Origin of the sequence: Citrobacter sp. Cf072, assembly GCF_030334485.1 — a bacterium.
Lineage (GTDB): Bacteria > Pseudomonadota > Gammaproteobacteria > Enterobacterales > Enterobacteriaceae > Citrobacter > Citrobacter freundii.
On record NZ_JAOWDX010000047.1, the window covers coordinates 689673 to 703073 of the forward strand.

Genomic DNA, 13401 nt, shown 5'->3' on the forward strand with positions numbered 1-13401 from the left:
TGGGGGAAGGATTCGAACCTTCGAAGTCGATGACGGCAGATTTACAGTCTGCTCCCTTTGGCCGCTCGGGAACCCCACCAGGGGTATACTAATTTTGTGAGTCTAAAAGAATGAATGGTGGTGGGGGAAGGATTATTCGTCGCTTCGCTCCTCACCCTTCGGGCCGTTGCCGTTGGCAACGTTCTCTCGCTTTCGCTCGAGTCGAACCTTAATCGAAGGTTCTCACCCTTCCCCGACAAGTGCAAACTTCTGTATTGCTCGCCGGGATAACTACATCGCTGTAGTAAAAAATGGTGGTGGGGGAAGGATTCGAACCTTCGAAGTCGATGACGGCAGATTTACAGTCTGCTCCCTTTGGCCGCTCGGGAACCCCACCACGGGGTAATGCTAATTACTGGCCTGCTTCTGTTGGAAGCGGGGCGCATCATATCAAATGATGCGCCCCTGTAAAGCATTCCGTTGATAAAAAAGAACTGGTTGCCTGATTTTTACACGCAAAGATGTAAAGGTAACCAATTAACTTATCAATCGATTACAGAATAATCGTTCGGTTACCGTAAACAAAGACGCGCTGAGCCAGAACCTGATACAGCGCACGGCTTAAAACATTTTTTTCAACGTCGCGACCCGCACGCATCATATCTTCGGCAGTGTAGGTGTGATCAACATGGATCACGTCCTGCATAATGATTGGGCCTTCATCAAGGTTATCATTTACGTAGTGGGCCGTCGCGCCGATGATTTTCACGCCGCGCTCATAAGCTTGATGGTACGGGCGAGCACCAATGAATGCTGGCAGGAATGAATGGTGAATATTGATAATTTTATTTGGGAAGCGTGAAACAAATGTTGGGGTCAGAACGCGCATGTATTTAGCCAGCACGACATAGTCCGGCTGGTGGGCGTCGATAGCGTCAGCCATTTTCTGATCATGTTCGTCACGTGTTAAACCTTCATGGCTGACCAGCTCAAACGGAATATCAAACCGTTCAACCAGAGGACGCAACGTCTCGTGATTGCCGATCACCGCGGCGATTTCAACATCCAGCCCGCCATAATTGGCCTTCATTAACAGATCGCCCAGGCAATGCGCTTCCTTAGTGACCAAAATGACGATGCGGCGGCGGCCTGCTGGGGTTAATTCACGAATTGAGCCTTCAGGTAAGGCGCTGTCCAGATCGGCAAGCAGCGTGACGTCGTTAAAAATGCCCTCCAGTTCGGTGCGCATAAAAAAGCGTCCGGTGCGGTGGTCCACAAACTCATTGTTCTGCACGATGTTCAGTTCATGCTTGTAACAGATATTCGTAATGCGTGCGATCAGACCTTTTTGGTCTGGGCAAATAGTACGCAGCACTTTTCTTTGTAATGAATGCATTTGCAGCGGTGATCCTGTTGAGAATGTTTGCAAAATTGATACTGTCGGGCGTTGATTAGCCGCAGCACTTTTTAAATTTTTTACCGGAGCCACAAGGGCAGGTATCGTTTCGTCCAATTTGAGGGCGTGTACCGTCTATATAGTACCACTGACCGTTTTCTTTTAAAAAACGAGAGCGCTCGATAATTGCACCTGTTTTACCTTGTTCAGAAAACCGTGCGACGAAACTGACATAGCCGATATCTTCTGTGTCTGCCGTCTCTTGTTCAAAAACGGTCAGCCCAAGCCATTCAGTATGATTAAATCCTGCGATAATGTCGTCGCGAAACGAGGCCGCATGACAATCTGGATGCCAGGTTTTGATCAGGTAATCTGCGTCTTTCATCACAAAAGCACAGTAACGAGAGCGCATGAGGTGTGACGGCGTAGGTGCTACTTGCGCGCCGGAAACATAACGGTAGCAACATAGGCTATACTCGACAGCGCTACCACAGGGACAAAGCTGAGACACAAAGTACTCCCTGGAATATAAAAACGGCGTAAAAACGCCAGAGTGGCACTATGTTAACTGAGCGGTAGCGATGTTGCTACGTCTGCAAGCCAGGGGAAGTTTGTACGTATAATGAGAAAAATAAAAATTGGGCTGGCGCTAGGTTCCGGCGCGGCGCGGGGTTGGTCGCATATTGGGGTTATTAAAGCCCTTAAGCATATGGGCATCGATGTTGATATCGTGGCAGGGTGCTCCATCGGTTCGCTGGTTGGCGCTGCCTACGCCTGCAATAAGTTACCTGCTCTTGAAAAGTGGGTATGTTCTTTCAGCTATTGGGATGTTTTACGGCTGATGGATCTCTCGTGGCGCAGGGGAGGTTTACTGCGCGGTGAACGGGTATTCAATCAGTACCGTAATGTTATGCCGGTAGAAGCAATTGAGCAATGCACACGCCGTTTCGCAACAGTTGCTACTAATCTGAGTACGGGGCGGGAGCTGTGGTTTACCGAAGGTGATTTGCATCTGGCTGTCCGAGCCTCCTGTAGTATTCCTGGTCTGATGTCTCCCGTGGCGCATAATGGTTACTGGCTGGTCGATGGCGCGGTGGTGAATCCCGTCCCTGTATCCCTGACTCGTGCGTTGGGGGCCGATATTGTTATCGCGGTCGACCTGCAACACGATGCACATCTCATGCAACAAGATTTACTCTCCTTCAACGTCAATAGCGATGCCGAATCGGGTAATGATGCTGACGAGCTTTCATGGCATGCCCGTCTGAAAGAGCGATTGAGCAACATTACGGCCAGACGTGCGGTCACGGCACCGACAGCGATGGAGATCATGACGACGTCTATTCAGGTTCTGGAAAATCGTCTGAAACGTAACCGCATGGCCGGCGACCCTCCAGACATACTGATTCAGCCGTTTTGTCCACAAATATCCACGCTGGATTTTCACCGCGCCAGTGCAGCAATTGCTGCCGGGCAGTTGGCGGTCGAGAAGAAAATGGATGAACTTCTACCCCTGGTGAAAACCAACGTCTAACGCATTTTTTATCAACACTTAAGCTAATTCTGACAGGCGTGAGTGGCAATAGCATGCCACTATTTATTAAAGCCAGTCAGGGGGGAGAATATGACGCAGCCATTGGTCGGAAAACAGATTCTTATCGTTGAGGATGAGCCGGTATTTCGCTCACTCATGGACTCATGGTTTTCCTCTTTGGGAGCGACAACGGCGGTGGCTGGCGACGGGCTTGAAGCACTTGAACTACTTGGACACTTCACGCCAGATCTGATGATTTGCGATCTGGCTATGCCAAGAATGAACGGCCTCAAACTGGTTGAGTATCTACGCAATCGTGGCGATCAGACCCCGATACTGGTGATTTCTGCGACGGAAAACATGTCCGACATAGCCAAAGCGCTACGACTCGGGGTGGATGATGTCCTATTGAAGCCGGTGAAAGACCTTAATCGCTTGAGAGAAACCGTCTTTGCATGTCTTTATCCCAACATGTTTAATTCACGCGTAGAAGAAGAAGAGCGGCTGTTTCGCGACTGGGATGCGATGGTGGACGATCCTGCCGCCGCCGCGAAGCTGCTAAAAGAATTACAGCCTCCAGTGTCGCAAGTGATTTCGCACTGCCGCATTAACTATCGACAATTGGTAGTAGCTGACCAACCGGGGCTGGTGCTGGATATTGCGCCGCTGTCGGATCATGACCTTGCATTCTATTGCCTTGATGTGACGCGGGCAGGGGATAATGGTGTTTTGGCTGCATTATTATTGCGGGCGCTATTTAATGGTCTACTGCAGGAGCAACTGACACAACAAAATCAGCGGTTGCCGGAGTTAGGTACGTTATTGAAACAGGTAAATCATTTGTTGCGGCAAGCAAATTTACCAGGGCAGTTTCCCTTGCTGGTGGGGTATTACCACAGCGGATTAAAAAATCTGATTCTGGTATCTGCAGGGCTGAATGCGACATTAAATACAGGTTCCCACCAAGTGCAAATCAGCAATGGCGTTCCGCTGGGTACCTTAGGTAATACGTATCTTAATCAGTTGAGCCAACATTGTGAGTCATGGCAATGCCAAATATGGGGGGCGGGGGGGCGCCTGCGCTTGATGTTGTCTGCGGAATGAACAATTGAGAGGCGTGCAAATGAAATTGGTTCACCCTCCCCGTGTTGTGAGTGCTACTATCAGCGCCAGATTTATTCGTATTTATCTTAATTATACCGACGCGCGTCCTTTTCAGACCAGAAGTTTGTCGCTGTACTGATATACTCGGATGCGATACAGAATGATGAACACGTTCAATACATGAACAGTCCAGGAGAGTTTTAAATGGCTGCCCTTAATTCAAAAGTCAAAAAAGCCGTTATCCCAGTTGCGGGATTAGGAACCAGGATGTTACCGGCTACGAAAGCAATCCCGAAAGAGATGCTACCGTTGGTTGATAAGCCATTAATTCAGTACGTCGTAAACGAATGTATTGCTGCGGGCATCACTGAAATTGTACTTGTAACTCACTCGTCTAAAAATTCTATTGAAAACCACTTCGATACAAGCTTTGAACTTGAAGCGATGCTGGAAAAACGTGTAAAACGTCAGCTTCTGGAAGAAGTGCAATCTATTTGCCCGCCGCATGTGACTATTATGCAGGTGCGTCAGGGTCTGGCAAAAGGTCTGGGACACGCAGTATTGTGCGCGCACCCTGTGGTTGGCGATGAACCGGTTGCTGTAATCCTGCCGGACGTAATTCTTGACGAATACGAATCTGATTTATCCCGCGACAACCTTGCCGAAATGATTCATCGTTTTGATGAAACAGGTAGCAGCCAGATTATGGTTGAACCGGTAGAAGATGTTACGGCTTATGGTGTTGTTGATTGTAAAGGCGTTGAATTATCCCCGGGCGAAAGCGTCCCGATGGTTGGCGTGGTTGAAAAACCAAAAGCTGATGTAGCGCCTTCTAATCTGGCCGTTGTGGGTCGTTACGTTCTTAGTGCCGATATCTGGCCTCTGCTGGCTAAAACCCCTCCGGGAGCGGGTGATGAAATTCAGCTGACAGATGCAATCGATATGCTGATTGAAAAAGAGACGGTTGAAGCTTATCACATGAAGGGCAAAAGCCATGACTGTGGTAATAAACTGGGCTATATGCAGGCGTTCGTCGAATATGGTATCCGCCATAATACTCTCGGCGCTGAATTTAAAGCCTGGCTGGAAGACGAGATGGGTATTAAGAAGTGACCTTCTGGTATTATCTGGTCAGAACGGCGCTGTATTAACAGCGCCGTTTTTTTATACCTAATGCGGGTAGGGCTGAGCGAAGTACCAGTAAAAAAAATCCCGCCAATGGCGGGATTTTAAGCAAAGTATTTCTGAATTATTCCTTGATCAGGAAATCGTCCAGTTGTTTACCTTGCTCTTCCATCGCTTTTTTGATCACTGCCGGTGTACGACCCTGACCAGTCCAGGTTTTAGTTTCACCGTTTTCGTCAACATAGCTATATTTAGCCGGACGTGCAGCGCGTTTAGCTTTGGTGCCAGATTTAACAGCAGCCATGCTATTCAGCAGTTCGTTCGGATCAATGCCGTCAGCGATCAGCATTTCACGATATTGTTGCAGTTTACGAGTGCGTTCTTCAACTTCAGCCGCAGCAGCGCTTTCTTCTTCGCGACGCTCGCTAACTACAACTTCTAATTTTTCCAGCATTTCCTCAAGCGTTTCCAGAGTGCATTCTCTTGCCTGCGCACGAAGAGTACGGATGTTGTTCAGAATTTTAAGTGCTTCGCTCATTGTAGTAATCTCAAACTTATATTGGGGTGGTTTGTTGAGCTAATAATAGAGCGATAAATTCAGTTGTGCAATAGCCAGGAATGTAAGGAATTCAAAATTGCGCTTTATTTAGTAACAGAATTAATTCTCCTGTCTTAAATTCCCCATGATGTTGGGCATAAAAAAGGCTTATTGGTGAGGGGGCTTCTCAGCGGTTGAGAGTAGAAATTCAAGATTCAGGTCACATTTTATGGCGTACAAATAGTATCTCTTTGCAGTGATTTCAACCTTTTGTATTAGTTTTGCTTACGTGAATTCGCTAATACATGGTGAGAGTGGGTAGATTCAATAACAATATGGGAAGGGTTTCTTTATTGCCGTATGATGATAAGTGACATTGATAAATTTCATGAGCACTATTTGTGAAAGAGAGTGTATATACGCGTCCGAGCTTGGGCTGTATGGTCGATGGTTGTATGCTCTCTCACAACCTGCTACTGAAATTCAGGCGGCACTGAGCGGGCTTGCCCGCGCATTTATACGCCTTTGGGCGCAACGCTACACCGACACTTTCGTGAAATATGATACAATCCCGCGCATATTTATTTCCCCATGTGAGGGCCTTCGGTCAATGGCACAGCTATATTTTTACTATTCTGCAATGAATGCCGGTAAGTCGACTGCATTGCTGCAATCTTCGTACAATTATCAGGAACGTGGGATGCGTGCTGTTGTATATACAGCGGAAATTGATGACCGTTTTGGTGCTGGAAAAGTAAGTTCACGTATAGGTCTGTCGTCGCCTGCAAAATTGTTTAACCAAAATTCATCATTGTACGAAGAGATTCGTGCTGAAAATGAGCAGCAAAGAATTCACTGTGTACTGGTTGATGAGTCACAGTTTCTGACTCGACAACAGGTTTATGAATTATCTGAAGTTGTCGATCGGCTGGATATTCCCGTGTTGTGCTATGGCTTACGCACAGATTTCCGTGGTGAATTATTTGGCGGCAGCGAATACCTGCTTGCGTGGTCTGATAAGCTCGTTGAATTAAAAACCATTTGTTTCTGTGGGCGTAAGGCCAGCATGGTTTTACGTCTTGATCAGTCTGGAAGGCCCTATAACGAGGGCGAGCAGGTGGTTATTGGCGGGAATGAACGCTATGTGTCGGTATGCCGTAAACACTACAAACAGGCGCAGTCTGAGGGCTCTCTGACGGCGATACAAGAACGACACAGCCACGATTAACCCTGCAGGCTTCTGAGCGCTTATAAATACAGGGTAGGCCGGGACATTCGTCAATGTTCTCTACCCTGTCAGACTCTCTTCTGACGGCTATTCTCACATCTTCCTGAATACATCTCTTACCGTGCCATTCTATTCACATGGTTAAATTGGGGATCACTCAATTTTCATAACACAAGACGAAAAAAAACGGTCCCAACTGGGACCGTTTATGGTGAAACTAAAACTTATCTGAGAAAATTAAGCGGATTTCTTCGCTTTCTTTTCTGCTTTCGGTGCAGCTACTGCTTCAGTCTTAGCGGTGGTCTGGCCTTCGCTGTACTCACGACCGTAGTATGTATCCAGCAGGATCTGTTTCAGTTCAGCAATCAGCGGGTAACGTGGGTTTGCACCAGTACACTGGTCATCAAACGCATCTTCAGACAGTTTGTCCACGTGTGCCAGGAAGTCAGCTTCCTGAACGCCAGCTTCACGGATAGACTTAGGAATACCCAGCTCAGCTTTGATTTCTTCCAGCCAGCCCAGCAGTTTCTGGATTTTCGCGGCAGTACGGTCGCCCGGTGCGCTCAGACCCAGATGGTCTGCGATTTCAGCGTAGCGACGGCGTGCCTGCGGACGGTCGTACTGGCTGAATGCAGTCTGTTTAGTCGGGTTGTCGTTCGCGTTATAACGAATAACGTTGCTGATCAGCAGGGCGTTCGCCAGACCGTGAGGAATGTGGAACTGAGAACCCAGTTTGTGCGCCATTGAGTGACATACACCCAGGAAGGCGTTAGCAAACGCGATACCGGCGATGGTTGCTGCACTGTGTACACGCTCACGTGCTACCGGGTTCTTAGAACCTTCATGGTAGGACGCCGGCAGGTTTTCTTTCAGCAGTTTCAGCGCTTGCAGAGCCTGACCGTCGGAGAACTCAGAAGCCAGTACGGAAACGTAAGCTTCCAGAGCGTGAGTGACGGCATCGAGACCACCGAACGCACACAGGGACTTCGGCATATCCATCACCAGGTTGGCGTCAACAATCGCCATATCCGGAGTCAGCGCATAGTCTGCCAGCGGGTATTTCTGCCCAGTTGCATCGTCAGTAACAACCGCAAACGGAGTCACTTCAGAGCCGGTACCGGAAGTGGTGGTGACGGCGACCATCTTCGCTTTCACACCCATTTTCGGGAACTTGTAGATACGTTTACGGATGTCCATAAAGCGCAGCGCCAGTTCTTCGAAGTGAGTTTCCGGGTGCTCGTACATAACCCACATGATTTTCGCGGCGTCCATCGGGGAACCGCCGCCCAACGCGATGATTACGTCTGGTTTGAAGGAGTTAGCCAGCTCAGCACCTTTGCGAACGACGGTCAGAGTCGGGTCAGCTTCAACTTCAAAGAACACTTCGGTTTCAACGCCAGCAGCTTTCAGAACGGAGGTGATCTGGTCTGCATAACCGTTGTTGAACAGGAAGCGGTCGGTCACGATCAGCGCACGTTTGTGACCATCGGTAATCACTTCATCCAGTGCGATTGGCAGAGAGCCACGACGGAAGTAGATAGATTTCGGAAGTTTGTGCCACAACATGTTTTCAGCTCGCTTAGCAACGGTTTTCTTGTTGATCAGGTGCTTAGGACCAACGTTTTCAGAGATGGAGTTACCACCCCAGGAACCACAACCCAGAGTCAGGGAAGGTGCGAGTTTGAAGTTGTACAGGTCACCGATACCACCCTGAGAAGCTGGGGTGTTAATCAGGATACGTGCGGTTTTCATCATCTGGCCGAAGTAAGCAACACGTTCTGGCTGGTTGTCCTGGTCAGTGTACAGGCAAGAGGTATGACCGATACCGCCCATCGCAACCAGTTTTTCAGCTTTAATGACTGCGTCTTCGAAGTCCTTCGCACGGTACATTGCCAGCGTCGGAGACAGTTTTTCATGAGCAAACGGTTCGCTTTCATCGACAACCGTCACTTCACCGATCAGAATCTTAGTGGTTTCTGGTACGGAGAAGCCTGCCAGTTCAGCAATCTTGTATGCCGGCTGACCAACGATAGCTGCGTTCAGCGCGCCATTTTTCAGGATAACGTCCTGGACTGCTTTCAACTCTTTGCCCTGCAGCATGTAGCCGCCGTGAGTCGCAAAACGCTCACGTACTGCATCATATACAGAGTCAACCACGACGACAGACTGCTCAGAAGCACAGATTACGCCGTTATCGAAGGTTTTAGACATCAGAACAGATGCAACAGCACGTTTGATATCAGCGGTTTCGTCGATAACAACAGGGGTGTTACCTGCGCCTACGCCGATAGCCGGTTTACCGGAGCTGTATGCCGCTTTAACCATGCCTGGACCACCGGTCGCAAGGATCAGGTTGATGTCCGGGTGGTGCATCAGCGCATTAGACAGTTCAACGGAAGGTTGATCGATCCAGCCGATCAGATCTTTCGGTGCGCCAGCAGCGATTGCTGCTTGCAGAACGATGTCTGCTGCTTTGTTAGTTGCATCTTTTGCACGCGGATGCGGAGAGAAGATGATGGCGTTACGGGTCTTCAGGCTGATCAGTGATTTGAAGATCGCAGTAGAAGTTGGGTTAGTGGTTGGAACGATACCGCAGATGATACCAATTGGTTCCGCAATGGTAATGGTACCGAAAGTGTCGTCTTCAGACAGCACACCACAGGTTTTTTCATCTTTGTAAGCGTTGTAAATGTATTCAGAAGCAAAGTGGTTTTTGATCACTTTATCTTCGACAATACCCATGCCGGATTCGGCAACGGCCATTTTCGCGAGAGGGATTCGAGCGTCTGCGGCAGCCAGAGCGGCGGCGCGGAAGATTTTGTCAACCTGTTCTTGAGTGAAACTGGCATATTCACGCTGGGCTTTTTTTACGCGCTCTACAAGTGCGTTAAGTTCAGCGACATTAGTAACAGCCATGATGCTCTCCTGATAATGTTAAACTTTTTTAGTAAATCATCTGCTCGATACGAGAGTATAGACAGACCGACGAAAATTTGTGTAACGGTCTGAAAATCAAACGGTTAATTAACGTCCACTTTACTTTGATTTACTAAAAGAGCTTATACGCTAGTGCCAGTTAACTCTAACGCGTTACCTCCAGGTGGCGTAAGCAAGATTACTCACTTCTGAGTAGTAATTGCGTGATCTGGATCAAAAATTCGCAAAGCTGACACCTTTCAGCAGGCCCTTTTAGCGTTTCTCGTCAAGTGTTAATAAATTGACGTAATGAATGCTAATAACGTTAGCATAATTAATACATATTAATAACACTGAGTATTGGTAGCGTATTTACGTAGATATACGAAGATAGAAGGTGAAGTATGCTGACAAAAGGCGTATCTTCAGCGCGGATTTTATCAATTTTTATGACTCATTTTATCCGGCTAACGCTTCGGAGCTAACCGTGATCCAAACGCTATTTGATTTTCCTGTCTATTTTAAATTTTTCATTGGGTTATTTGCGTTGGTCAACCCGGTAGGGATCATCCCTGTCTTTATCAGTATGACCAGTTATCAAACTGCTGCAGCGCGAAACAAAACCAACCTTACGGCAAACCTGTCAGTCGCTATCATTCTGTGGACTTCGCTGTTTCTTGGTGATGGTATTCTGCAACTTTTCGGTATCTCAATAGATTCGTTCAGGATTGCCGGCGGCATTCTGGTTGTGACTATCGCGATGTCAATGATTAGCGGAAAACTAGGGGAAGATAAACAAAACAAACAGGAAAAATCAGAAACCGCAATCCGTGAGAGTATCGGCGTTGTACCGTTGGCATTGCCGTTGATGGCTGGACCGGGGGCGATAAGCTCAACTATTGTTTGGGGTACGCGATATCACAGTGCGATTAACCTGTTTGGCTTTTTTGTCGCGATTGCGCTGTTTGCCCTGTGCTGCTGGGGGCTGTTTCGCATGGCGCCATGGCTGGTACGACTGTTGGGACAAACTGGCATCAACGTCATTACGCGTATTATGGGGCTACTGTTAATGGCCTTGGGTATCGAATTCATTGTTACAGGTATCAAATCCATTTTCCCAGGTTTGCTGGCCTGATATCTCTCTTCTGTACAAACGGAGTCGGTCCCGGCTCCGTTTCCTTTCATTATCAGTAAAACTTCTCACTAAAGTTGAAAATCAGCATAGTGATAATAAAAAATGCTGATGGTTATTCATTTGTTTATTCATTGATTTTATGAATGTAACACTCATCCATCTGCCAGAGAGAGCCTGATATCGCTGTTATTTAATTAACATCATACTCTGGGGCTTGCTGTAGGATTATCGAAATGTTATTAGTTATTTCAGCGTTTTTTTCAGTTGAATGTGCTAATTAATAACCAATTGTTAAATTTATGTGCATTTTGACGTGGTGTTGACACCTGACAGGGTAGTTAACACCTGGCTTGATGTAATTTATTGTTTTTCATGGGTTTATTATAGAAAACCTTCATTCGTAAGACTTTCTTTGTGAGATTTATTTCCAATAAAAGAGAATTGGTTAACAAATTTGTAAAATGTATTGGCGGTTAAGAAACGCATTTGATACTTTCCGGCCAGGTATTATGCAGAAGAATTCACGTTGATGAGAATCATTTGCAGTTAGTTTCTCTCAACAGGGTAATAGCGTGTTTCCGGCAGGGGAGGCACGTAGATAATCGACGTAAGGCAGTCATACGAACCGCCAGAATAAATAAAGTCGGTGATAGCAAGCAGTAAAACAAAAAACGACCTGACGGCAGAAAATCTCCGGTGCCGTACAGTGATCCTGACAGGATTAACAGTCTGGTTAAAAAACCAGCCATAATAATGAGGGAGTACAACACAATGACTAACATCACTAAAAAAAGTTTAGTAGCTGCGGGGATCTTAACTGCGCTAGTCGCTGGAAATGTTGCCACGGCGGCAGTAGTGCCAGCGGGTGTGCAGCTTGCTGAAAAGCAGACTCTGGTGCGTAATAACGGTTCGGAAGTGCAGTCACTCGATCCCCACAAAATCGAAGGTGTACCTGAATCCAACATTAACCGTGACCTGTTTGAAGGTTTATTAATCAGTGATGTCGATGGCAAACCATCGCCTGGCGTGGCTGAAAAATGGGAAAATAAAGATTTTAAAGTCTGGACATTCCATCTGCGTAAAGATGCTAAGTGGTCTGACGGCACGCCTGTTACCGCGCAAGATTTCGTGTATAGCTGGCAACGTTTGGCTAATCCAAATACTGCATCACCGTACGCCAGTTATTTGCAGTACGGTCATATCGTCAATATTGATGATATTATCGCCGGTAAAAAACCGATCACCGATCTCGGTGTAAAAGCTCTCGACGATCATACTTTTGAAGTCACCCTCAGCGAACCTGTTCCTTATTTCTACAAACTGCTTGTGCACTCTTCCGTTTCACCGGTTCCTAGAGCTGCTGTTGAAAAATTCGGCGAGAAGTGGACCCAGCCCGCTAACATCATTACTAACGGTGCGTATAAACTGAAAGACTGGGTTGTGAACGAGCGCATTGTGCTTGAGCGTAATACCAACTATTGGGACAACGCCAAAACGGTTATTAACCAGGTAACCTACCTGCCTATTTCTTCTGAAGTGACTGACGTTAACCGCTATCGCAGCGGTGAAATCGACATGACCTATAACAACATGCCGATTGAGTTATTCCAGAAACTGAAAAAAGAGATCCCGAACGAAGTCCACGTTGACCCGTATCTGTGCACCTATTATTACGAAATCAACAACCAGAAAGCACCGTTCAACGATGTTCGTGTTCGTACCGCCCTGAAGCTGGCGTTGGATCGTGACATTATCGTCAATAAAGTGAAAAACCAGGGTGACCTGCCGGCGTATAGCTTTACTCCTCCATACACCGATGGCGCGAAACTGGTTGAGCCAGAGTGGTTCAAGTGGTCTCAGGAAAAACGTAATGAAGAAGCGAAGAAACTGCTGGCTGAGGCCGGATATACCGCTGAGAAACCGCTGACCTTTGACCTGCTGTATAACACTTCAGATCTGCATAAGAAGCTGGCTATTGCCGCGGCATCTATCTGGAAGAAAAATCTGGGTGCTAATGTGAAGCTGGAAAACCAGGAATGGAAAACGTTCCTCGATACGCGCCATCAGGGCAACTATGATGTTTCACGTGCGGGCTGGTGTGCGGACTATAACGAACCGACGTCCTTCCTGAATATGGTGCTGTCCGACAGCTCCAATAATACCGTCCACTATAAGAGCCCGGCATTTGATAAGCTGATTGCGGATACGCTGAAAGTGACGGATGAAGCGCAGCGCAGCGAACTGTATTCGAAAGCGGAACAGCAGCTGGATAAAGATTCTGCGATTGTACCGGTTTATTACTATGTCAATGCCCGCCTGGTGAAACCATGGGTTGGCGGATACTCCGGTAAAGACCCGATGGATAATATCCACGTTAAAGACTTGTATATTATCAAGCATTAATGGCAAGACGTGGGGCAATCATTTTTGCCCCACAGTGTCTTTT

General features: G+C 47.4%; 10 protein-coding genes, 2 tRNA genes and 1 other RNA gene. 6 read left to right on the forward strand and 7 right to left on the reverse strand.

Annotated elements, in window-relative coordinates; genetic code table 11:
• The 5 genes from OGX66_RS22050 to OGX66_RS22070 all read right to left on the reverse strand — a co-directional run bounded on the left by OGX66_RS22050 (window position 1) and on the right by OGX66_RS22070 (window position 1886).
• Window positions 1–79 (reverse strand) — tRNA-Tyr (locus OGX66_RS22050).
• Between the two features lie 36 nt (window positions 80–115).
• A non-coding RNA gene (locus OGX66_RS22055) (RtT sRNA) lies at window positions 116–247 on the reverse strand.
• A 44-nt stretch (window positions 248–291) separates the two neighbouring features.
• Window positions 292–376, reverse strand: a tRNA-Tyr gene (locus OGX66_RS22060).
• Between the two features lie 156 nt (window positions 377–532).
• Window positions 533–1375 carry a formyltetrahydrofolate deformylase gene (gene purU, locus OGX66_RS22065; protein ID WP_003020737.1) on the reverse strand — a complete coding sequence of 281 codons (843 nt, stop codon included), beginning with the start codon at window positions 1373–1375 and terminating at the stop codon, window positions 533–535.
• A gap of 55 nt (window positions 1376–1430) precedes the next feature.
• Window positions 1431–1886 (reverse strand): YchJ family protein, encoded by a 456-nt coding sequence (locus OGX66_RS22070; protein WP_060854809.1) that lies wholly within the window; start codon window positions 1884–1886, stop codon window positions 1431–1433.
• Window positions 1887–1997: 111 nt separating this feature from the next.
• Here OGX66_RS22070 and rssA point away from each other — a divergent pair, with 111 nt between their 5' ends.
• The 3 genes from rssA (at window position 1998) to galU (ending at window position 5126) form a co-directional block, all read left to right on the forward strand.
• A complete protein-coding gene (gene rssA, locus OGX66_RS22075; protein ID WP_003020732.1) occupies window positions 1998–2909 on the forward strand; it encodes a patatin-like phospholipase RssA in 912 nt (303 codons plus the stop codon).
• A 90-nt stretch (window positions 2910–2999) separates the two neighbouring features.
• Window positions 3000–4013 (forward strand): two-component system response regulator RssB, encoded by a 1014-nt coding sequence (rssB, locus tag OGX66_RS22080; RefSeq protein WP_003841305.1) that lies wholly within the window; start codon window positions 3000–3002, stop codon window positions 4011–4013.
• Between the two features lie 204 nt (window positions 4014–4217).
• The gene (gene galU, locus OGX66_RS22085; RefSeq protein ID WP_003020727.1) at window positions 4218–5126 is read left to right on the forward strand and encodes a UTP--glucose-1-phosphate uridylyltransferase GalU; all 909 of its coding nucleotides are present in this window, start codon (window positions 4218–4220) and stop codon (window positions 5124–5126) included.
• 136 nt (window positions 5127–5262) lie between these two features.
• Here galU and hns read toward each other — a convergent pair whose 3' ends face one another.
• Window positions 5263–5676 (reverse strand): histone-like nucleoid-structuring protein H-NS, encoded by a 414-nt coding sequence (gene hns, locus OGX66_RS22090; RefSeq protein ID WP_003020723.1) that lies wholly within the window; start codon window positions 5674–5676, stop codon window positions 5263–5265.
• Window positions 5677–6286: 610 nt separating this feature from the next.
• Between hns and tdk the strand changes: the two genes are divergently transcribed.
• Window positions 6287–6904, forward strand: coding sequence for a thymidine kinase (gene tdk / locus OGX66_RS22095; protein WP_003020720.1), 618 nt, complete (start codon window positions 6287–6289; stop codon window positions 6902–6904).
• Between the two features lie 237 nt (window positions 6905–7141).
• Here the strand turns inward: tdk and adhE are convergent, their stop codons facing one another.
• Window positions 7142–9820, reverse strand: a complete 2679-nt coding sequence (gene adhE / locus OGX66_RS22100) for a bifunctional acetaldehyde-CoA/alcohol dehydrogenase (protein ID WP_003020717.1) — start codon at window positions 9818–9820, stop codon at window positions 7142–7144.
• Between the two features lie 487 nt (window positions 9821–10307).
• On the opposite strand from adhE, the gene ychE reads away from it, so the two are divergent.
• Window positions 10308–10955, forward strand: a complete 648-nt coding sequence (gene ychE / locus OGX66_RS22105) for an NAAT family transporter YchE (RefSeq protein WP_003020714.1) — start codon at window positions 10308–10310, stop codon at window positions 10953–10955.
• A gap of 771 nt (window positions 10956–11726) precedes the next feature.
• Window positions 11727–13358 (forward strand): oligopeptide ABC transporter substrate-binding protein OppA, encoded by a 1632-nt coding sequence (gene oppA, locus OGX66_RS22110; RefSeq protein ID WP_003844005.1) that lies wholly within the window; start codon window positions 11727–11729, stop codon window positions 13356–13358.
• Window positions 13359–13401 lie beyond the last annotated feature (43 nt).